Raw genomic sequence first — 21722 nt, 5'->3', positions numbered from 1 at the left:
TGCAGCGCGTTTTGCGTGCGACGCCATACCGCACTGGGGCCGCGCCACGCCCCAGGCGCTGCCGTCACACCGCATCGGGGCTCACAACACGCGCCGCACTTCTCCCCGCGCTAGCGTGATGTCGTGGGCTTGCCCGCTCCAGGCAATGCGGGTGCGGGTGCCACCAACGCTGCGCACGCTGATCTGCGTCGGCACGCCGTCGCGCCATGCCATGTCCACCACGAAGCCGCCGCGTGCGCGCAGGCCTGCGACGCGGCCTTGTGCGGCCCAGGCCTTGGGCAGGGCGGGCAGCAGCGTGATCTGGCCAGGGCGCGAGTACAGCAGCATCTCCAGCATTGCCGCCGGGGTGCCGAAGTTGGCATCGATCTGGAACACCCCGCCCAGGGTGGGGTCGCCGTGTTGGCTGAGATCGTAGATATCGAACAGATTGGGTGCGGTGCCGTTGCTGTGACCGATCGAGGGCTTCAGATTGGTGAGCACCAGCGCATAAGCGCGCTCTGCATCGCCGAGTCTTGCCCAGCACAGCGCCCGCCATGCGCAGGCCCAGCCGAAGCTGTGCATGCCACGCGCTTCCAACAGTTTGCGCGCCGCCTCCACCTGCGCGGGCGGCGCCAGATCCGGATGCAGGCGATGGCCGGGGAACAAGCCCATCAGTGGCGACAGGTGCCGGTGCTGCGCTTCACCCAAATCGGTGGGTGACATCCATTCCTGCAACTGGCCGCTGAGCGGGCTGATTTCCGGCCGGTACAGACGCTGCTGCAGGGTGGCGATGGTGGCGGCGTACTCGGCGTCGCGGCCGAGCAGGGCGCTGGCCTGGCGGTATTGCCCGAACAGGGTCCACACCAGTTCCTGCGCATAGGTGATGCCACGCGCATTTTCCGGGCCATGCTCGGGCGACCAGTCATGGTCGTCGACCAGGCACTGGCGGGTGCGGCCGTCGGCATCGGTGACTTCCATTGCGATCAAGCGCGCCTGCCAGAATTCGCAGGCGCCCTTGAGCAGCGGATAGATGCGCGTGAGGTCGTTCCGGTCCTGGGTGAATTCGTAGTGCTGCCACAGGCTGTCGCATAACCACGCGTTGCCGGCCGGGTGCCAGTACCAGCCGTTGCCGCCGAACGGATTGGTGGAAATGGCCACGGTCCAGCCGGCGATCTTGCCGGAGGTATTGCGGAAACGATTGCGCAGGTCGTTGAAGTGGGTCTGGGTGATGCGTGTCCAGGATGGCAGTTGCGCCAGGCAATAGCGTGTCAGTGCATCGACACAGGGGCCCAGCCCGGCAGGATCTGCCAGCCAGTAGTTCATCTGCAGATTGACGTCGCTGTGGTAATCGCTCATCCATGGCGGGTCGTTGTTTTCCAGCCACAAGCCCTGCAGGTTGGTCGGCAATCCATCACGCGAGGCCGCGATGGTCAGATAGCGGCCGAACTGCAGATAGGCCACCTCCAGTTCCGGATCTGGGAGCGTAGGCGCGGCGGCGCGTGCCTGGATCCGCTGCCAGGTATCAAGACCACGTTGCGCATCGCTGGAATGGCCAAGCTCCACCTGCAATGTGTCGAACAGCGCACGGTGATCGGCGACATGGGTGTCCAGCAACAGCGCGGCGGGCACTGATGCGGCGGCCTGTGCGCGGTGGCGCGCCAGCGTGAGCGGGTCGCGCGTGGCATCGCGCCAACCGCATGCGCCGTCGGCGGCGTAGTCGGTGGCGCCGCACACGACGATGGTCAGGCCACTGCAGTCCTGAAACTGCAGGCTGCCGTCGCCTGTATCGAGCCTGCCATCGTCGCCGTGCAAGCGTAGCGCTGCGGCATAGCGCAGGCCGTTATCGAGCTTGCCGTCCAAGCGCAACCCGGCGTGGCCATCGGCACAAACGGCGCCGGCATGCGTATCGACCAGGCGGATGCGGCCACGGTGTCTTCCGGTGCCTTCGCAGTCCAGGCGCAACACGATGGCCGCGTCCGGGTGGCTTGCGAACAGCGTCCGGGTATAACGGGTGTCGCCGATGCGATAGCGCACCCGCACGCAGCCGTTGCTCATGTCCAGTTCGCGCTGGTAATCGGAGACCTGCGCCTGCGCATGCCCTTCAAGTTCCACGAAGAGTTTGGCCAGCAGCGTGAAGCTGCCGAACTCTTCTTTGGTGTACGCAAACTGGCCATCGTCCTGCAGCACTGCGTTGCTGCCGCCCGACCAGAGGCTGCCTTCGGAAACGAACAGCGTCTCGCAGGCCGGCATTCCGCCGCAGAGCGCACCGAGCTGGCCATTGCCGATCGGCAGTCCATCGCGCAACAGTTGGGCATCGGCGGCAGGCGCGGCATAGGGCAGGCGCAGTGCATGCTCAGGGGGCAGCAGCGGCGAACGGCTAGGGCGCAACGGTGGCGTGGTGGCGTACACGCCACCGGCACGGCCGAGCAAGGGCAACAGTGCGGCCGCGCCGACGTGGGCGAGCAGGCGTCGGCGGTGCAGGTTGGCGCAGCCGTGTGAGGTGTCGCGCATACGAACAGTCGCTGCAATCGGGAACGAACCTTGTAAAGCATCTGCCGCCCCCGCGGAAGCACGCGATTGTCGGCCCCACGAATTGACGTTTGCCTGGCTTGCGGCTGGCGTGTGCGCGTCGATCGAAGACTTGCAGGCAAGCTACGCAAAGCACGGCGCGGTCTTTTCAGGACAGCTCGAGCGTCGGGGGGCAGTCAATCCGCATCGCATGCTCGCCGCGCGTGGCCTACCCGGTACCTTCGACACTCCCGCACGCAGGTTGTCTGTGCCTACGCTGCCACGGTTGACCATCCCGCCCACTGTTGCTGCCGGAGATTCCATGCGCCGCCTTGCCACCTGCCTGCTCGCCACCGCTGTCGCAGCCATCGCTAGCGGCAGCGCCTTCGCCCAGACCTCGCCGATGACGCCGGACATCACCGGCAAACCGTTCGTGGCAAGCGACGCCGCCAACGACTACATCAAGCGCGAGGTGATGATCCCGATGCGCGATGGGGTCAAGCTGCACACGGTGATCGTGCTGCCCAAGGGTGCGCGCAACGCACCGATGGTGCTGACGCGTACGCCCTACGACGCCAGTGGCCGTAGCGAGCGCCTGGCCTCGCCGCATATGAAGGATCTGCTGCCGCCCGGCGACGACGTCTTCGTGGAAGGCGGCTACATCCGCGTGTTTCAGGACGTGCGCGGCAAGTACGGCTCCGAGGGCGACTACGTGATGACCCGGCCGCTGCGCGGCCCGCTCAACCCCAGCGACGTGGACCACGCCACCGATGCATGGGACACCATCGATTGGCTGGTGAAGAACGTCAAGGAATCCAACGGCAAGGTCGGCATGATCGGCTCGTCCTACGAAGGATTCACCGTGGTGATGGCGCTGACCGATCCGCATCCGGCGTTGAAGGTGGCCGCACCGGAAAGCCCGATGATCGATGGCTGGATGGGCGACGACTGGTTCAACTACGGCGCGTTTCGCCAGGTCAATTTCGACTACTTCACCGGACAGCTCAGCAAGCGTGGCAAGGGGGCCGGCATCCCGCGCCAGGGGCATGACGACTACAGCAATTTCCTGCAGGCCGGCTCGGCCGGCGACTTCGCCAAGGCCGCCGGCCTGGAGCAATTGCCGTGGTGGCACAAGCTCACCGAACACGCCGCCTACGATGCGTTCTGGCAGGAGCAGGCGCTGGACAAGGTGATGGCGCGCACGCCGCTCAAGGTACCCACGATGTGGCTGCAGGGGCTGTGGGATCAGGAAGACATGTGGGGCGCGATCCACAGCTATGCGGCGATGGAGCCGCGCGACAAGAGCAACACCCTCAACTATCTGGTGATGGGCCCGTGGCGGCATAGCCAGGTGAACTACGACGGCACCTCGCTGGGCGCATTGAACTTCGATGGCGACACCGCGCGGCAATTCCGTCACGATGTACTGCGCCCGTTCTTCGACCAATACCTGGTCGATGGCGCGCCCAAGGCCACCACGCCGCCCGTGTTCATCTACGACACCGGCGCGAACCGCTGGGACCGCCTGCAGGCCTGGCCCCGCAGCTGCGACAAGGGCTGCACCTCGGCGAGCAAACCTTTGTATCTGCAGGCTGGCGGCAAGTTGTCGTTTCAGGCACCGGTCGCCGGGCAGCCGGGTTTCGAAGAATACGTGTCGGATCCGGCCAAGCCGGTGCCGTTCGTGCCGCGCCCGGTGGATTTCGGCGACCGCAGCATGTGGACCACCTGGCTGGTGCACGATCAGCGTTTCGTGGATGGGCGCCCGGATGTACTGACCTTCGTCACCGAGCGGCTGACCGCGCCGCTGCAGATCGCCGGTGCGCCGCAGGTGCATCTGCAGGCCTCCACCAGCGGCAGCGACAGCGATTGGGTGGTGAAGCTGATCGACGTGTACCCGGACGAGATGGCCTCCGATCCGAAGATGGGCGGCTACGAGTTGCCGGTATCGCTGGCGATCTTTCGCGGACGCTACCGCGAAAGTTTCAGCACGCCCAAGCCGCTGGCGCCGAACCAGCCGCTGGCGTTCGAGTTCGGTCTGCCCACGGCCAACCACACCTTCCAGCCCGGCCACCGGGTGATGGTGCAGGTGCAGTCCAGCCTGTTCCCGCTGTACGACCGCAACCCGCAGACCTACGTGCCGAACATCTTCTTCGCCAAGCCGGGCGAGTATCGAAAGGCCACCCAACGCATCTACGTCACGCCCGAACAGCCCAGCTACATCACTCTACCGGTGCGCTGATCGCGCGGGCGCCGCGTGCTGGCGGCGCCCAGCTGTCTTCCAGCACTTGCGGGCGGCAGGCCACCCAGGCGGCCGCCAACTGGATCAGGATGCAGATCACCAGGAACACGAACGGGTAGGTCCAACCGCCGCGGTGCGCATGCAGCCAACCGAACAGGAACGGGCCCAGGCAGCTCATCGCATAGCCCATGCCCTGCGAGAACCCGGACAGCGCGGCCGACCCGGCGGCGGTACGGCTGCGCTGGTTCACCAGTACCAGCGCCAGCGGGAAGGTACTCGGTCCCAGCCCGAGCAGGGTCACCCACAGCACCGGTGCTGCCAGCGGTGCCCACCACAGCCCGCCGAATGCCAGCAGATGGCAGGCGGCGCAGACGAGCACGATCGGGAACGGGTTGCGCATGCGCACCGCCAACGCCGGCATGACCAGCGCACCCACCATGCCCAGTGCGGAGAACAGCGCCACCATGGTGCCGCCGAATGCGGGCGAAGCGCCGGCTTCGCGCAGCAGCGTGGGCAGCCAGGTGAACATCGAATAGGTCACCAGCGAGGTCATGCCGAAGGTCACTGCCATGCTCCAGCCCAGGGCAGTGCGGGCAACGCGGCCTTCGGCTTCCGGGGTCGGGGTGACGGGCGCCGGCCCGGTGGCGCGCAACCGCCCGTGTCCCAGCTGTACCAGTGCCCAGGCCGCCAACGCCAACAAGGCCGGCAACACCCAGACCACCATGGAGCTGCGCCAGCCCAGCGCATCGGCCACCGGCACTGCCAGCAATGCCGGCAGCAGGGTGCCGATCTGCAGCACGGTGATGTACAGCGTGCTGACCCGGCCCACGCGGTCGCCGAAATAGCGTTTCACCAGCGGAGGGAGAACCACATTACCCATGCCCATCCCGGCCAGCGCCACCAGCGAGCCGACCAGCAGCCCGGCAGTGCCTGGCAACAGTGGCCGCAGCACCAGTCCGAGCGTGGCCAACCCCATCGACAGCAGGGCAGTGCGCAGCAGGCCGGCGCGGCGCAGCACCGCAGGCGTCGCGACGCCTGTCAATGCGAACGCGGCAGTGGGCAACATGCCGAGCGCTCCCATGGTCGGCGCACCGAAGGTGTACTCGTTGGCGATGCGTTCCAGCAGCGGCGTCAGCGAGGTGACCGCAGTGCGCAGGTTGAACGCCGAAAGCAGGATGGCGGCCAGCACCAGGCCGCGACCACGCAACTGGGCGGACGGAGAGGCGGTGGCAGTGACAACAGACATGCAAAGACCGTCCGCACCGTGCACATCCGTGCAGCGGCGCCTGAAAACACAAAACCGGCACGAGGCCGGTTTGTGTTTTGAAACTGGTCGGGGAGACAGGATTCGAACCTGCGACCTCTACGTCCCGAACGTAGCGCTCTACCAGACTGAGCTACACCCCGAAGGAGCCGCGTATGTTACATAGGGAATGCGGAATCGGCAAGCATCCGATGCAACTTTTTTCACTGCGGCGGTCGGCCACGCTCCGGCTCGCGTGCTTCGAACCACATGCCGTTGAGCACGGCGGCCAGTGCCGCCAGGCCGGTGCCGAGAATCCAGGCGAAGTACCACATTGGTGTGCTCCTCGAATCGTTGAACAGGATGATGGTGGCGCGCGGTGCGGCAACGGCAGCGCAGGCACTGCGATTGCTGCCGCGACGCTCAGTACGCGTTGGGATTGGCCGTGACCGCATCGTCGGTGACCTTGCCCTTGAGCACGCGATACACCCAGCTGGTGTACGCCAGCACGATCGGCATGAACACGGCAGTAGCCAACAACATGATCCACAACGTAAGACGACTGCTGGATGCATCCCACAAGGTCAGGCTTGCGCTGGGCACGGTGGAGGAGGGCAGCAGGAACGGGAACAGCGCAAAGCCCACGGTGAAGACGATGCCGACGATGGCGCTGCCGGAGGCGATGAAGGCAAGTCCGCCGCGTCGCGCACGCAACAGCAACGCGCTCATTGCCAGGCCGAGCAGGCCGACCGTCGGTGCCAGCAGCGTGGCCGGCATGCTGCTGTAGTTGTGCAGCCAGCCACCGGCGGCGGTGAGCGCGGCAGTCTTGGCCAGCGGATTGGTCTGCGCATCGGTTGCCAGCACCGATGTCACTGCATAACCGGGCAGGCCGAGCGCCACCCACGCACCTGCAGATGCGAACAGCGCCACTGCACACAGCGCCGCGATGCTGCCAACACGCGCAGCACGCTCGGCCACCGGGCCGTCGGTCTTGAGCACCAGCATCGCTGCGCCGTGTGCGAGCAGCATCGTCACGCTGAGCAGACCGGCCAGCAGCGCGAAAGGTGTCAGCAGGCCGAGCAGATTGCCGGTGTAATGCGTGCGCATGCTGTCGTCGAAATGAAACGGCACTCCGAGCAGCACGTTGCCCACTGCCACGCCCATGATCAATGCCGGCACCAAGCCGCCAGCGAACAAGGCCCGGTCCCAGGTGTCGCGCCACCGTCGATCGGCCAGCTTGCCGCGGAACTTGAAGCCTACCGGGCGCAGGATCAACGCGAACAGGATCACGAACATCGCCAGGTAGAACCCGGAAAAACTCACCGCATACAAGGGCGGGAATGCGGCGAAGATCGCGCCGCCGCCCAGGATCAGCCACACCTGGTTGCCTTCCCAGACCGGGCCGATGGTGTTGATGACCAGCCGGCGTTCGGCATCGTTGCGGGCGACCAGCGGCAGCAGGGTACTGACGCCCAGATCGAAGCCGCCCATCACCGCGTAGCCGGACAACAGCACGCCCAGCAGCAGCCACCAGATCACGCGCAAGCTGGCGTAGTCGAGCAAAACGAAATCCATGAGGTCTCTCCTTCGGTTACGGCGCGCTGCCGGCGACGGCACCGGTGCCGAGGGTTGCGTTGCGTACGGGTGCGTTGTGTGTTGGGCCAGCTGGGAACAATGCATCCGGACCCTTGCGGATGGTCTTCAACGACAACTTGATCGCGATCACCAACAGCGTCGTGTACAGCGCGGTGAAGCCCACCAGGGTCAGCACGATCTCGTACAGATCCAGCCCCGAGGCCGCGTAGAAAGTGGGCAGCACGCCTTCCACCGCCCATGGCTGGCGGCCGTACTCGGCCACGAACCAGCCGCATTCGATCGCGATCCAGGGCAGCGGCAAGGTCCATACCGCCAGCGTCAGGAACCAGCGTTTTTCCTGGAAGCTGTGCTTGCACGCAAACCAGAATGCGACGACGAAGAAGACGATCAGGTAGATCCCGATGGCGGCCATGATGCGGAAGGTCCAGAACAGCGGCAGCACGCGCGGTACGGTGTCCATCGCCGCCTGCGCGATCTGCTCGGGCGTGGCGTTGCCGATGTCGTCGCGATAGCGCTTGAGCAGCAGGCCGTGGCCCAGGTCCTGCCAATGTGCGTCGAAGACCTTGCGCGCCTCGGCATCGTTGCTGTCGGCGCGGATGCGCTGCAATGCGCCGTAGGCGATCTGCCCGCCGCGGATACGATGCTCGGCACGCTCCACCAGTTCCATGATGCCGGGGATCGGCGTATCCAGCGAACGGGTGGCGATCAACCCCATCAGGTACGGAATCTTGAGCGCATAATCGTTGCGATGGGTCTGCTGGTTGGGAATGCCGAAGGCGGTGAAGTCGGCCGGTGCGGCTTCGGTCTCCCACATCGCCTCGATCGCCGCCAGCTTCATCTTCTGGTGCTCGTTGGCCGCATAGCCGCTTTCGTCGCCCAGCACCACCACCGACAATGACGACAGCAGGCCGAACGCTGCCGCCACCGCGAAGGAACGGCGCGCCATGTCCAGGTGTCTGCCGCGCAGCAGGTAGAACGCGCTGATCGACATCACGAACACCGCGCCCAGCACATAGCCGGCGCTGACGGTGTGCACGAACTTAGCCTGCGCCACCGGGTTGAACAGTACCGCGACAAAATCCACCACCTCCATGCGCATGGTGTCCGGGTTGAACACCGCGCCGGTGGGGTGCTGCATCCAGCCGTTGGCGATCAGGATCCACAGTGCCGAGAAATTGCTGCCCAGCGCCACCAGCCAGGTGACGATCAGGTGCTGCACCTTGCCCAGCCGGTTCCAGCCGAGAAAGAACAGGCCCAGGAAGGTCGCTTCCAGGAAGAACGCCATCAGCCCTTCGATCGCCAGCGGCGCACCGAAGATGTCGCCCACGTAGTGGCTGTAGTACGACCAGTTCATGCCGAACTCGAACTCCATCACGATGCCGGTGCCCACACCCATGGCGAAGTTGATGCCGAACAGCACGCCCCAGAACATGGTCATGCGCCGCCAGATCGGCTTGCCGGTCATGACATAGACGCTCTCCATGATGCCGAGCAGGAACGACAGCCCCATGGTCAGCGGTGGGAAGATGAAGTGGTACATCGCGGTGACTGCGAACTGCAGCCGCGACAGTTCGACAACTGTCGAGTCGATCATGGCGGGATGGCCTGGTTGGTTGGCGATCAATGAAGTGGGCGCATCATCTGCGCTTGCCGCGCCATGCGCGTTGATCCAGATCAATGCGGCCCGCAAACCCTGCGGCACACTGTCCGTCCCGGTAAGGGAAGCAGGCGGCCTACAATCGCCGCCAACGAGCAGTCTTCGGAACGCGATGTGAGTCAGCCCAGCGCAGCAGCCAGCGAAACGCCCGCCCAACGTCGCCAGCGCGGCCAATGGCTGGACGCGCTCGCCGCACCGGCCAGGCGTGCACGCCTGCTGGCCGGCGTGGCGGTGGCAGTGTCGGGCTTACTGCTGCTGGCGCAGGCAGCGGCCATCGCCTGGTTGCTGCAGGCGGTGTTGGTACAGCGCCTGCCGCTGGTGCAACTGCGCGAGGTGGGCGCCGGCCTGCTGCTGGCCTTGCTCGGCCGTGCGCTGCTCACGGCCTGGGCGCAGTCGCTGACCGGCGAGGTGGCCGATGTAGCCAAGCGCGCACTACGCGCGCGCATCGCCCGGCGCCTGGTGCAGCACGGGCCGGTGTGGCTGCGCCGGCAACGCAGTGGCGAGTTGGGCGAACTGAGCCTGGCGCATACCGATGCGCTGGAGGGCTACTTCGTCGGCTACCAGCTGGCACGGACCGAACTGCTGCTGGTGCCGCCGCTGATCCTGATCGCGGTGTTCTCGGTCGATTGGGTGGTGGGCCTGGTCTTGCTGCTGACCGCGCCGCTGATTCCGTTCTTCATGATGCTGGTGGGTTGGGGCGCCGAGGCGGCCGGGCGCGAGCAGCTGCGCGCGCTGGCACGCATGGGCGGGCATTTCGCCGACCGGCTCAAGGGCCTGGGCCTGCTGCGCGTGTATGGCCGTGGCCAGGACGAATTGAGCGGTATTGCCGCCGCGGCCGAGGGCGTGCGCGAGCGCTCGCTGAAGGTGCTGCGTATCGCGTTCCTGTCGTCCACGGTGCTGGAGTTCTTCGCCTCGGTGAGCGTGGCGATCGTGGCCTTGTACTTCGGCCTGAGCTATCTGGGCATGCTCGATCTGCACGGGCTCCCCACGCTGGGCGCCGGCATGTTCTGCCTGCTGCTGGCGCCGGAGTTCTTCGCGCCCTTGCGGCGGCTGGCAGCGCATTACCACGACCGTGCCAATGCGCTGGCCGCGGTGGCCGAGTCCGAGCGCTTGCTGGAAGGGTTTGCGGACAACGCCGCCATCGCCGTCGCACTGCCGCTGCCTGCTGCGGCCGAGGCGGCGCAGGCGCAGATGCCCTTGCTGCAGGCGCGCGAACTGGCGTTGCGTCCTCCCGGCGCGCCGCAGCTGGTGGTCGAGCGGTTTTCCCTGGTGCTGGAACCCGGGCAACGGGTGGCGCTGATCGGCGCCAGCGGCAGCGGCAAGAGCACACTGCTGGAAGGCCTGGCCGGCTGGCTGAGTCCGGAGGCGGGCAGCGTCATCCTGCGCCCCGGCACGCGCGTGGGCTATGCCACGCAACGGCCGTACCTGTTCCACGGCAGCATCGCCGACAACCTGCGCCTGGCCGATCCTCAGGCCAGCGATGCGCGGCTGCATGCCGTGGCCGAGGCCGCGCAGGTGATGCGCTTCGCCGCGCAGTTGCCGGACGGACTGGACACGCTGATCGGCGAACGTGGATTCGGACTCTCCGGTGGCGAAGCGCGTCGCGTCGCGCTGGCGCGGCTGCTGTTGCGCGAACCGGAGGTCTTGCTGCTGGACGAACCCACCGCCTTTCTCGATCCCGCTACCGAAGCGGAACTGCTGCGCACGCTGGGCGCGTTCGCGCGCGGGCGCGCGCTGGTGCTGGCCACGCATAGCACCGCGGTGATGGCGTGGGCCGACACCGTGATCGATCTGCAGGGTGCGACGGTGCGAGCGGAGCTGCCATGAACGATGCACGCCACGATCGGCTGCGCGATGTGTTCGCCCGGCACGCCTGGCGCCTGTCGTTGTCGGCGCTGCTGGTGCTGGTCACCCTGCTGGCCGGCGTCGGTCTGCTCGCGCTGTCCGGTGGATTCCTGACCGCCGCGGCCCTGGCCGGCGTGGTCGGCATGGGCGCCGGCTTCAATTTCTTTTCACCCTCGGCCGGTATCCGCGCGCTGACGTTCGCGCGCATCGCGTCGCGCTACGGCGAGAAACTGATCGGCCACGATGCCACCTTGCGCATCGCCCGCGATCTGCGCGTGTGGTTCTTCCGCCGCGCCTTGCCGCTGGCACCGGGGCGCCTGTCGGCCACGCGGACCGGCGATCTGCTGGCGCGGTTGATGTCCGACATCGGCGAGGTCGATGGCGTGAGCGTGCGTGCGCTGGCGCCGCTGGCGGCACTGCTGGGCATCTGGGTGGCCGGCGTGGTGGCCGCTGCCCTGATCCATCCTCCTGCGGCGCTGTTGCTGCTGGCGTTGGGTGCGACGATCGGCGGGCTGGTGCCGTGGCAGGTGGCGCGTGGCGGTGCGCAGCGCGAGCGGCTGCGCGCGCAGCAGCGCATGCAGTTGCGTACGCAGGCGTTCGAAGGCCTGGAAGGCGCGGCGGATCTGGCCGCGGTCGAGGCCCAGGCAGCATGGCTGCAACAGGTCGATGCGGCCGCTGCGGCGCTGGTGGACGGCGACCGCATGCAGCGTCGGCGCTTGATCGCCGGCAACCTGTTGCATGCGGTCTGCGGCGGAATCGGTCTGGCCGGCATGCTGTGGCTGGCATTGCGCGCCGCCGAGCAGGGGGCGATCAGCGCCGAACTGGCCGCCGCGCTGGTGTTTCTGACCATAGCCTTGCTGGAAGTATGGGCTGGCGCGGGGCTTGCGCTGCAGGCGTTGCAGAGCGCGCGTGTGGCCGCCGGGCGGCTGCAGGCCATCGTCGATCAGGCGCCGTCGGTCAGCGATCCGCTGCAGCCCGTCGAAGTGCCGCGCACGGGCACGCTGAAGTTGCAGCAGGTGTGCTTCAGCTGGCCTGGTGGCGTGCGCCCGGTGCTGCATGGGCTCGACCTGACCCTGGCACCCGGCGAGCGCATCGCCATCAGCGGCGACAGCGGCAGCGGCAAGAGCACCTTGTCGGCGCTGCTGCTGCGCTTGTGGGACCCGCAGGCGGGGCAGGTCAGCTATGCCGGCATCGATCTGCGACAGTGCACGCAGGCGCAATGGCATCGGCGCATCGCCTGGCTGCCGCAGCATGCCCCGGTGTTTGCCGGCAGCGTGCGCGAGAACCTGCTGATCGGCGACGCCACCGCCAGCGACGCCGCGCTATGGGCTGTGCTCGCCCAGGTGCGTCTGCGCGACTGGGCGGGCGCGCAGAACGGGCTGGACACCTGGGTGGGCGAGAACGGCGCCACGCTATCCGCCGGGCAGGCACGCCGGCTGGCGCTGGCGCGCGCACTGCTGCGCGATGCCCCCATCCTGCTATTGGACGAACCCACCGACGGGCTGGATGTGGATACCGCCCACGCGCTGTTACTCGATCTGGCCGCAGCGCTCGGCGAGCGCAGCCTGGTGATGATCACCCACGACAGCGTGCCTGCCGGTGTGGTGCACCGGCATTACCGCATGCAGGGTGGAGTGCTGGAGCCGATGGGCTGATGGCGGCTTTCCGGTGCGGGTTGCGCGAGCACGCCGCCGTGGATGCCGATCATGGCGCCAGGGAGACCGCGCAGGCCAGTGCCGCGGCGTTGGCGATCGCGCTGATCCAGAACGCGATCTGGAACGAGGTCTTGACGGTCTTGTGCCGGAACAGCGATTGCGCCAGCAAGGCGCCGGGCCAGCCGCCGAGCAGGGCGATGGCGTGCAGGGTCGCTTCCGGCGTGCGGCGGCGGCCATGCGTGGCGGCGGTCTTGTCCAGCCGATAGGCGATCAGTGCCGCGATGCTGGTGGCCGCGTACCAGAGCGCAATCGCCATCGGCAGGCGACCTGTCAGCAGTAAGGCCATCACCCCGATGGCAAACAGACCAGCCAGCAGCCGGCGCGGCAGCAGGCGGTTGGTGGTCGGCCTCGATCGGGATCCCGGTCCAGTCGGCTTGCCGCTTGCGGACTGCGAGGAACGCGATCTCGATCGGGATGCGGATCTGGCAATCAGCAGGCGTCCAGGAAGTCGCGCACCGCCGGGCCGAACCGCGCGAAGTCCACCAGGAAGGCGTCGTGGCCCTGTGGCGAATCCAGGCCGATGAAGCGGGCGTCCGCGCCACCGGCGCGCAGGCCGTCGGCGATCTGTTCCTGTTGCTGCACCGGGAACAGGATGTCGGTATTGGCGCCGATCGACAGCGCGCGCGCGATGCGGATGCGCGACAGGCCGGCCAGTACCTGGCCATCGCTGGCGCCCTGGCTTGCCGATGCGTTGCCAACAGGCGCGCTGGCGTTGCGGGCCGCAGCCAACGGCGTCTGTGCGCTCGGAGCCGGCTCGGCGTAGTCGGCCAGATCGAACCAGTCCATCGAACGGCTCAGATACAGATAGCAGTTGGGATCGAAGAAGCGCACGAAGCGACGCGCGTGGCCCTCCAGATAGCTTTCCACCTGGAATTCCAGACCGAACGGGTCGTCGTCGGCCTGTTCGGAATCCAGCCGCACGCGGCCGAAGCGGCCATCCCATTCCAGCGCCGAGCGATAGGTGATCACGCCAAGCTTGCGCGCCATGCGCATGCCCGATTCAGGGTAGCTGGCATCGTCGTAGTGGCCGCCGTTCCAGTTGGGATCCAGCCGGATGGCTTCGCGCTGCAACGAGCGGATGGCGATGGAAAATGGCAGGGCCTGTGCGCTGCCGGAGATGTTGATGTGGCTGCGCGCGATGCCGGGATGGCGCAGCAGCAGCGCCAGCGCGGTCATGCCGCCCATCGAATTGCCGATCAGGCAGGCCAGTTGCTCGATGCCCAGCGCGCGCACCACGTCGGCCGCAGCGTCGGCCACGTCTTCGATCGACAGGTCCGGAAAGCGCAGTCGATAGCGCTCGCCGGTGGCCGGGTCGATCGAGGCCGGACCGGTCGAGCCCTTGCAGCTGCCCAACGAATTGACGCAGATCACGAACCAGCGCGTGGTATCGATCGGCTTGCCCGGCCCCAGCATCGCTTCCCACCAGCCCGGTTCCGGGTTGGCCTGGGTGGCGGCCGCATGCGCATTGGGCGACAGCCCGGTGACGATCAGCAGCGCATTGCTGCGATCGGCCGCCAGCGTGCCCCAGGTCTCATAGGCGATACGCGCCTGATACAGGGCGCCACCGCGCTTCATCGGAAACGGCGAGGGCAGGGCGTGGAACAGCGTGCCAGGGGGGATGAATTCGGTCATGCCGCAATTCTATCCGGCACTGCGCGCTGATGCTCCCGCACCCGCGAAATTTCCAGCTTACTCACTTGTAGTGAATACTTCGTCTTACTCATGCCCCTATCTTTTCAAAAATTGGAATCTCCCGGAATTCCGGAACGGTTCAATGCTTTGCAATGCCCTGTCTAGGCAGAAACGCGCATTCTTTACGTCAATGGTCATGTCATAATATTTTAATATGTCGTTGCCAAGGTTGTAGGTGGAGCCAATGCCATTATTTTTTTTTAGTTTTGGATGTTTTTTAAAAGGCAATCCTTGGACACTCGCTTCAACTGGGCTGTGCAGCTGATCGGATTCGTACACGACAAGCTGTTCGCCGTTTCCTGTGTCAATGTCCGCCAGCACTTCTTTGCCATTAATTTCAACTGGGCCCATGATAAATTTCGTTCCGCCGAACAAGTCTGACGCTATGCGTAAGTCATTACTGCATGCGTCGCTGGAACGAAGATTAATTTGTGAGTATGAAATTTTAAATTGACCCATGCCTTGTATGAGATCGAGCCCAATCACATTTTCCACCGAAGGGTCATTGCTTACAAGAACAGTTATGTCCGTGGCTGTAAAGGCGCCAAGTTTAAAGCTTTTGATATGCGCAAAAAAAACATCAATTTGGCGATCTTCGAAAACCAGATCATAAAGGATATGTCCGCTATTTTTTTTGGGGGAAAGCTTTAGCGCGTGCGCAGTTTTGCCTCCGATGACGGTTGCCGATCCGCCGGTATCGAAAGCAAAATCAGCAGTGATATCGTTTATCTCCGCCTTTACCCTAAACGGTTCGCTTTCTTCTAACGGATTCTCGCTGCGAAATATTCTCTCTATACGAGCTTCGGATTTATCGATGGAAAATCTTGGGCTTTTACTTTCGATTCGCGGAACAGAAACAGCGGCTGGCGCAAGAATTTCGACATCTTTGGTGTATTGACCAGGTGCCTCATAAAGCACGGTTTTCCGCACAAACTCCTCGACATCGCTGGTTGCAGAATGAATCAGGGTCGACCATTTAGGGTAATCCCCTCTAATCACCGCATTGCCGGCAAGTAAGCTTTTGCACTTGAAGTTGATGTTGTAATCATTCTGCAAAGACCGCCTGGCGATATCAGCGCAACGAGCGGCATGTATGTCAGAATTGCTGATGTCGCCGCGAACTCTTGCAACGTAAGCCTTCAGCATCTCCATTCTAGACAGACTGCTTGTTTCTTTGACTAGCATGAAATCTAATGCTGAGAGATCGCCTGACCTCATAGCTAGGTCGGCGGAATCCAACGTGGGATTGAGAACCAGAGAGCTCTCCTGTGCCCAGCCATCAGACCAGGCAAGGAGGGCGAACAACGCAATGAAAAATTTCACCATGGAATATATTAACTATGCGCCAATAGAAAAAATACTCGCATTGAAGAAGTAACCTGAGGAAGAGGCATACCCGCCGCTGAAATTGTAGCGCGACCAGCCACTTCCAGTAGCGCCAAATTCCAAACGCCACGAATTGTCCGTACTTAGTTTGGCTGAGATAGTACCCGGACCCAAAGGAGCCTTATATCCATACGTGGCCATGCTTGGCGTAACAATCACCGAACTGTTGCCGAAGGTGGCCTCAGCGCTTCCTGTCATTATTCCGTTGCTGTTTACAACACCCGTGAACGTGAAAGGTCCAACCTTCGTTGACTTACTAACGCTCCCTAGGATTCCAGTAGAAGTGTCATACTGAACCCGAGTTTTGAAATACGAGTTGTTTTCGACATAGATCATCCCCTCACTCGTCTTAGCCGCTCCACCCCAGGTCCATACATCGTTCCTTATATCGACTTCACCGCCAATGGGGTTGCCGTATTCGTCTCTTAAAATTCTACTAGTTATTTCTGCCACGAGAACTCTCCTTGTCGCGTCGGTGTTCGGATGTGCTAAGTTAGACTAAATTAAAGCTATATAAAAATCAGCCGTAGGCCCCTGAAAAGTAAAATCTCAAATTTTGGTCTTGAAATGTCACGATTCCATGTTCGTCAGTGGTAGAACTCGCGAGAGGTTCGCCTAAAACGTTGTAAATTGTTAAGGTAAAATTCCAGTAGCTTATAGGCGACACTTGCTCTGTGGAGATATCAAAAAAGTAATTGCCAGGAATGTTTGTCTTCTCACTGATATTAACGATATCGTTCAAGTCAACCCTCAGAAGCTGGGAGCCAATTCTAGGAGATGCATGAGGGTCAATTGACTCAACTTTCATCAGTAGACCCCTAGGCTTGGCTACGCGAGGGAACAGTTGTTTTTGCGGCCTTTCAGAACTGGATAGTGCTAAAGAGACGGACGGCAAAGTTGCCAGAACTATACCTGTTAACGATGCGGCGCCTAAAGCAAGTATTTTTCTACGTGAATGAGTTTTATTCATATCCATTGCAATCTAACTCCTTTGATTAGCGTGCTAGCGTTTGATTGACTTCTTGGCGTTGAACTTCAGCTTCGAAACTTTACACTAATAGCCCACTTGATTTTATACTGCTAAGTATCACTCGCGTCGCGAACAGCGAGACAGAGGCTATCTGATGCGCTCCATACTTTTTGCGACATTCATCACACTTAGCGTATTTGTCGCGACATCTACACAAAACTGAATAGAGTGCGAGATGGTAATTATAGGATGCGACGGTGACACAGGCAGTGATGTATGATTCGTTGCTGATAGTTCTTAATAAACCCTCTCATTTCACATGGCTGGTTAGTGTCTGCAATGATTCGGCATGTTCTGATATATTTTGAATATCAATTAACTAGATTCATTGCTTTGAAATCAGTGGTCAAAATATTATGAGCGTAATCATTAGATTTTTTGCGGTCTTCCTTGTAGTTATATTGTTGTCATCATGCATTTTCACTCCGCCTACGAAATATCTGTCCGGCTCTCGCTTCTTTGTGACTTGCTCCTCAAAGGATGTATTGGGGCGATCCAAATGCGATGACGATGCGAAAAGACTGTGCGATGACTTGCCGATTCGGTCAGACGTATTGGTTAATTCAGGTGGCGACGAAACCACATATACGGCCTGGTACTATTGTCCGTGAAGCTGGGAGGAAGTATCTTCATTCGAAGGCACTGGTGGAAAGATCTTGAAAAACATTAGCGTAGAGGCCTCATCTATTAATCAAGATGAAATTATCGGGCCAAGGCTCGCGAAGAAGAAAGCTTGCAGCCCGCATTTCATGATCTTTAAAAAATAAATTTGTAATGGCTCCCGAGCTGCTGTTCGCAATGCTTGCCAAGATCATTCCCTGGTGATGAGAGTAATGTCGGCGCATAATGTCGCAATTTAAATCAATGCCATTGTCGAGCGAGATTGATTCAAATAGTCCGTTATTTCCAAGCGCACCAAGCTGGCATAGATGATGGAAGTTCATTATGACACTTGGCGTTTCTAGGTTTATTGCAAGCATCGATGCATAGGGGGCAATGATTTTTTTACTTCGCTTTTCACGGCTGATAGACAACTCTGGTTCGCCTACTGGCCCGTATATTCCACCATATAAAGCGTCAAAACATGCACACTCAGATTTTCCCCATGGAAGACCATTCGCAGCTTCTATGCTTTTTTTGACTACATTACGATTTGAGAGGTCGAGTAAGGTTCCGCGAGGTGACATCGCAAAAAGTTCAGCGAACAAATGCTCAAAAAGTGAGCCGTTCCAAGAAATTAAGCAGGGGCCTTGAGTTGTTGACATCTTAGATCGTGATAGACGAGTCCAACTGTCAAGATAGAGATCTGACTTTGCTATCCCAATGAACGTCGATAGTCGTGCTTCCGAAGCTAGCATGTCATAAAGAGCTGGGCTTTCGTTGTGACCGCTAGCATAGCGCTCTATGTGCAATAGTCCAGCTTGAGTGTTTAGAAAAAAGGAGAAGGATGGTGATGTTAATTGCCGACAGATTTGCAACAATCGATCAATGTTAAATTTATTTTGAGAAAATATTTCCGTTTTTAAGCACTCTTTAACACCATGAAGCATTGCCGAAATTATCTCTGACTTATTGCTTAATGTAGAACTTGAGTCAATCAGGTCTTGTATCCCTGATACATCAGCTATCCCCGACATAACAATTTTCTCAAAAAGCAGACGCAAAGAATTTGCGGCATTTGACATTATATGGTCAATGTCAGATGGTTGCAGCAGATAGGATAGCTTGAGATATGTTTCAGCAATGGCTTTTAATTCATTTTCATCCCTCGAATCTTTAAGCCATTCCTTTATCACGGTGACTGACGCTATGAAGTTGGCGCTATCAGCACTAGATATCGATCCGTGCCCTATGACTGAAAGAGTATCAATGTCATACCAATTGTACAGGTGGCCCTGATACTTCGGGAGCGCTGTGATTGATTCCAAAATTTCGCCCAACAGTGTTAGGCTGGTGGACCTGCTGATTAAGCTTAGCTTATTAGCAGAGACTATAGCGACAAGCGACATGCCGATGTTTGTCGGTGAAGAGCGTCTGTCGATCTGTAGATAATCCAGGTTATCGGGAACGATCTTCGATGTAGCCACTTTGAAAGCTTGATCAAAGTAATTCCATGTTCGCCAAGCAAGATGAAGAAAATCATCTTTGCATCTATCTGGTTCCGGCGCAGGGCACGAGTTTAGAAAATGCACATAATAAGCGGAAGCTAGCCATGCTGTTGAAAACAAAGCGGCGGCAAGAACATTAGAATCTGCCAATTTAAAGCTAGTTAAGATGCAAAAAGAAGAAAACACAATTCCTGATAGAAAAACTTCGTTGATTTTGTTGGATAAGTCTAAATTTTCAGATTGTTCAAAGGTTGTCCATTCTAGGAGGTAGTTGCCGCTAATGAAGTAGCGATAGAATGATCTTGTTAGTGCAATTAAGGTAACGAGTGCTCGATGTGGAAGGGTTGAAAACTTCAAAAATGCCATTTGGAAATCTTTCTTGACCGAATCAAGAGTAATTCTAAAGGAATTATTAAATAAGCTTGCTCTTTGACTTTGTATTTTTCGTAGGGAGCGTAAAATTGGAGGCAGAAATGTATAGCCTATGACGCCTAAGGCTAGCCAGGAAAGGCCTTCAATCCCACATGAAGCTAGCGCAACTGATAGCAGGGCCGGCTCAATCAAGTGGTTCAATAGTGATTCAAAGACTCGCCAGCTTGTGATAAATCCTATTTGAAAAATTTTGCGGGGATTGGTTATGAGCCAGAAAAAATTTTGTACATCCCCTCTTATCCATCGATCTTGACGTTTCATTTCAGAGCCATAACTACGAGGCGCTGGTTCAAATAGCTCTGTATCAGATATGTTGGCTGAGTTCAGTAGCCCTCCCTCGATTATATCATGGCTAAGTACGATGTCTGAATCAATATTAAGCTCTAACAGAGCATGTGCACACTTAATATCATAGATTCCTTTTCCAATAAAGCTGCCTGTGTCTAGGACATCTGTGTAGAAGTCGGATGATGATGATTGGTAAACCTTGATTCCTATGCCATGTGTAATTATTTCTTGGTAACGCGATTCATTCCCATGGAACCCAAGGGCGCTGACCGATGGTTGTAATAATCCGTATCCATGAGATATTTTTTTTCTGTCGCTCGATAGGCGAGGTTTATTAAGCGGATGATTGAGTGCGGAAATCAAGCGTACGGCGGCACCATACGAAAGATCGGTGTCGTCATCTATTGTTATTACATAAGATACATTTCTTATAAATTCTAAGTCGCCTACAATTTCTTGAAATGGTGAACTATCTTTGGCTGCTAGGTATTTATTCAAATCAATCAATTTGCCATGCTTTCTGGAACGCCCCATCCAGACTTTCTCCCTCGCGCACCATTGTCTCGGCCTGTGGAAAAGAAAGAAACTGGAGTTGCCTGAAGCATGGTGCCTATTTAAGTCTTGAACCGAGTCGATCGCGAACGCAAGTAGTTCTAAATCTTCACGCCGGTGTTTTGAGCCGCTGTCTGACCAATCGGTTAAGAGTGCAAAGCCGATGTTCTCCGCGCGGTTTCGAAGAAACTGCATAAGCAGTCTTTCCTTCAATCTTAAAATAGTTTCTCTATTGGTCAAGAGACAAGGGATAACAACTAACGTCTTTGCCTCAACAGGAATTGCTTGCCGATAGTCAAGGCGAGGTATTCTTTTGGTGTTAAACGTTATATTTAGAACATACTTTAAGGATGCAATTAAGGCTGTAAATTTTAGTAGGCCCACTGCTGGCCACAGTGCTATCCCGATGAAAATAGAAGTATCTGCATCAAAAATTTTAGTGATAAATTGTGTGGTGAAGACTGTAGTGCCAAAGAGGAGGACGACTAAAACGATGAAGGCGGTCCTAATGCCAATGCTATATCTGTGAGTTGATAGGAGCAAGTTAATGCCTCCCCGTGGGCTGCATATCAGCTTTGCTCCGCGGCCCACCAAGTAATAGCCCACGTGGGATAATTCATGCTGTGGATCAGTAGCGTTCTTTAGTGCAAGGGCTAATGCTTGAGAAGCGACTTCTTTTTCAGAGAGCAATCCTAACTTGGCGATTCTTGCAATTGATTGCCGATAGTAGTCCTTAGTTTCAGAATCCATGCTGATAAAAATGCCGCTTGGATCATCTTTTAGGATGAGGTCCAAGCACGATATCTTTGGCATTATTTCAAGCCACAAAACGTTTTGGATTTCTGCCAAAATAGAATGGCTAGCGCTTATGGATGCGTTTGTTTCCCCGCAATCGTATTTTTCTTCTAGGACCACTAGTGAAATTTTACGAATCAATAAAATACTAAGGAAGTTCGGAACGGCCCATAGGTCGTTCGTGGTCATGAGTCCTACATTGCTTTGTTCCCTCAAGGCTTCAATAAGTCGCGATAGAAATTCTTTGCTGTCAATTATGTCGGAAACAAATTCATTGACGAATTCATGAGTTCGTGAAGAGAACCGGGGACTTATCGATTTACTAAGCAAAGCAGGCTTGCTGCTTCTTACATGATCTTCGAGCGATGAAATTCGCGTGCGAACAATGTGAGCACCACCCAAGATTTCAGTCGAGTAGCGATGATCAGGATTCTCGGTGATTTTCTGTAGTGCCTCACTGTAGAGGGCGGTGGTTTCTTTTAAGTCAATTTTTAAACTATATACTTGCATTTTAAGTCCATTTTCGCCTAACTAGGCCGAGTTGCATGCTGAAATCTATTTCACTCGATGTTGCGTATCGTAACGGAGAAGATTCGTTTTTGAGTTTTGGCAATCTAGCAGCATTCAAATGGTTGCGCTTTTTGTGTCACCATTGAT

The 21722-nt window shown here is 59.1% G+C and carries 14 protein-coding genes and 1 tRNA gene; 3 read left to right on the top strand and 12 right to left on the bottom strand.

The features are described from left to right. Window positions 1-81: 81 nt before the first annotated feature. Window positions 82-2490, bottom strand: coding sequence for a glycosyl hydrolase family 95 catalytic domain-containing protein (locus LL962_RS08480; RefSeq protein ID WP_228316579.1), 2409 nt, complete (start codon window positions 2488-2490; stop codon window positions 82-84). A gap of 319 nt (window positions 2491-2809) precedes the next feature. Here LL962_RS08480 and LL962_RS08475 point away from each other — a divergent pair, with 319 nt between their 5' ends. Next, a complete protein-coding gene (locus LL962_RS08475; RefSeq protein WP_228316578.1) occupies window positions 2810-4726 on the top strand; it encodes a CocE/NonD family hydrolase in 1917 nt (638 codons plus the stop codon). Here the strand turns inward: LL962_RS08475 and LL962_RS08470 are convergent. The 5 genes from LL962_RS08470 to LL962_RS08450 all read right to left on the bottom strand — a co-directional run bounded on the left by LL962_RS08470 (window position 4707) and on the right by LL962_RS08450 (window position 9159). Continuing rightward, the gene (locus tag LL962_RS08470; RefSeq protein ID WP_228316661.1) at window positions 4707-5933 is read right to left on the bottom strand and encodes a CynX/NimT family MFS transporter; all 1227 of its coding nucleotides are present in this window, start codon (window positions 5931-5933) and stop codon (window positions 4707-4709) included. The two genes, LL962_RS08475 and LL962_RS08470, sit on opposite strands and share 20 nt — an antisense overlap. Window positions 5934-6056: 123 nt before the next feature. Beyond that, window positions 6057-6133, bottom strand: a tRNA-Pro gene (locus tag LL962_RS08465). Window positions 6134-6193: 60 nt separating this feature from the next. Continuing rightward, complete coding sequence (cydX, locus tag LL962_RS08460) at window positions 6194-6304, bottom strand: cytochrome bd-I oxidase subunit CydX (protein WP_104586970.1); 111 nt, start codon at window positions 6302-6304, stop codon at window positions 6194-6196. Window positions 6305-6392: 88 nt separating this feature from the next. Next, window positions 6393-7544: a cytochrome d ubiquinol oxidase subunit II gene (gene cydB / locus LL962_RS08455; protein WP_228316577.1), complete on the bottom strand. Its 1152-nt coding sequence runs from the start codon at window positions 7542-7544 to the stop codon at window positions 6393-6395. 16 nt (window positions 7545-7560) lie between these two features. Further along, window positions 7561-9159 (bottom strand): cytochrome ubiquinol oxidase subunit I, encoded by a 1599-nt coding sequence (locus tag LL962_RS08450; protein WP_228316576.1) that lies wholly within the window; start codon window positions 9157-9159, stop codon window positions 7561-7563. 177 nt (window positions 9160-9336) lie between these two features. On the opposite strand from LL962_RS08450, the gene cydD reads away from it, so the two are divergent. Beyond that, on the top strand, window positions 9337-11049 hold the full coding sequence (gene cydD / locus LL962_RS08445; RefSeq protein WP_228316575.1) for a thiol reductant ABC exporter subunit CydD: 1713 nt from the start codon (window positions 9337-9339) through the stop codon (window positions 11047-11049). Continuing rightward, window positions 11046-12722, top strand: a complete 1677-nt coding sequence (gene cydC, locus LL962_RS08440; RefSeq protein WP_228316574.1) for a thiol reductant ABC exporter subunit CydC — start codon at window positions 11046-11048, stop codon at window positions 12720-12722. Before cydD ends, cydC begins: the two co-directional genes overlap by 4 nt. 49 nt (window positions 12723-12771) lie before the next feature. Here the strand turns inward: cydC and LL962_RS08435 are convergent, their stop codons facing one another. The 6 genes from LL962_RS08435 to LL962_RS08410 form a co-directional block, all read right to left on the bottom strand. After that, window positions 12772-13038 carry a DUF1294 domain-containing protein gene (locus tag LL962_RS08435; RefSeq protein ID WP_228316573.1) on the bottom strand — a complete coding sequence of 89 codons (267 nt, stop codon included), beginning with the start codon at window positions 13036-13038 and terminating at the stop codon, window positions 12772-12774. Between the two features lie 173 nt (window positions 13039-13211). After that, window positions 13212-14414 carry a homoserine O-acetyltransferase MetX gene (gene metX / locus LL962_RS08430; RefSeq protein WP_228316572.1) on the bottom strand — a complete coding sequence of 401 codons (1203 nt, stop codon included), beginning with the start codon at window positions 14412-14414 and terminating at the stop codon, window positions 13212-13214. A 96-nt stretch (window positions 14415-14510) separates the two neighbouring features. Then, window positions 14511-15800: a retropepsin-like aspartic protease gene (locus LL962_RS08425; protein ID WP_228316571.1), complete on the bottom strand. Its 1290-nt coding sequence runs from the start codon at window positions 15798-15800 to the stop codon at window positions 14511-14513. A 12-nt stretch (window positions 15801-15812) separates the two neighbouring features. Further along, entirely contained in the window at window positions 15813-16313 is a 501-nt protein-coding gene (locus tag LL962_RS08420; RefSeq protein WP_228316570.1) for a hypothetical protein, read from the bottom strand. A 67-nt stretch (window positions 16314-16380) separates the two neighbouring features. After that, a complete protein-coding gene (locus LL962_RS08415) occupies window positions 16381-16836 on the bottom strand; it encodes a hypothetical protein (RefSeq protein ID WP_228316569.1) in 456 nt (151 codons plus the stop codon). A gap of 734 nt (window positions 16837-17570) precedes the next feature. Then, window positions 17571-21575: a glucoamylase family protein gene (locus LL962_RS08410; RefSeq protein WP_228316568.1), complete on the bottom strand. Its 4005-nt coding sequence runs from the start codon at window positions 21573-21575 to the stop codon at window positions 17571-17573. Window positions 21576-21722: the final 147 nt, after the last annotated feature.

Source organism: Xanthomonas sp. NCPPB 1067, assembly GCF_020783795.1.
GTDB lineage: Bacteria > Pseudomonadota > Gammaproteobacteria > Xanthomonadales > Xanthomonadaceae > Xanthomonas > Xanthomonas melonis.
This window is presented reverse-complemented; position numbering and strand designations above follow the sequence as displayed.

What these genes read in the sequence shown, in the direction of transcription:
- LL962_RS08410 (WP_228316568.1), bottom strand. Translation starts at nt 21,575, where the DNA reads ATGCAAGTATATAGTTTAAAAATTGACTTAAAAGAAACCACCGCCCTC.
- cydC (WP_228316574.1), top strand. Translation starts at nt 11,046, where the DNA reads ATGAACGATGCACGCCACGATCGGCTGCGCGATGTGTTCGCCCGGCAC.
- cydB (WP_228316577.1), bottom strand. Translation starts at nt 7,544, where the DNA reads ATGGATTTCGTTTTGCTCGACTACGCCAGCTTGCGCGTGATCTGGTGG.
- LL962_RS08450 (WP_228316576.1), bottom strand. Translation starts at nt 9,159, where the DNA reads ATGATCGACTCGACAGTTGTCGAACTGTCGCGGCTGCAGTTCGCAGTC.
- LL962_RS08475 (WP_228316578.1), top strand. Translation starts at nt 2,810, where the DNA reads ATGCGCCGCCTTGCCACCTGCCTGCTCGCCACCGCTGTCGCAGCCATC.
- LL962_RS08480 (WP_228316579.1), bottom strand. Translation starts at nt 2,490, where the DNA reads ATGCGCGACACCTCACACGGCTGCGCCAACCTGCACCGCCGACGCCTG.
- LL962_RS08425 (WP_228316571.1), bottom strand. Translation starts at nt 15,800, where the DNA reads ATGGTGAAATTTTTCATTGCGTTGTTCGCCCTCCTTGCCTGGTCTGAT.
- metX (WP_228316572.1), bottom strand. Translation starts at nt 14,414, where the DNA reads ATGACCGAATTCATCCCCCCTGGCACGCTGTTCCACGCCCTGCCCTCG.
- LL962_RS08435 (WP_228316573.1), bottom strand. Translation starts at nt 13,038, where the DNA reads ATGGCGATTGCGCTCTGGTACGCGGCCACCAGCATCGCGGCACTGATC.
- LL962_RS08415 (WP_228316569.1), bottom strand. Translation starts at nt 16,836, where the DNA reads ATGGATATGAATAAAACTCATTCACGTAGAAAAATACTTGCTTTAGGC.
- cydX (WP_104586970.1), bottom strand. Translation starts at nt 6,304, where the DNA reads ATGTGGTACTTCGCCTGGATTCTCGGCACCGGCCTGGCGGCACTGGCC.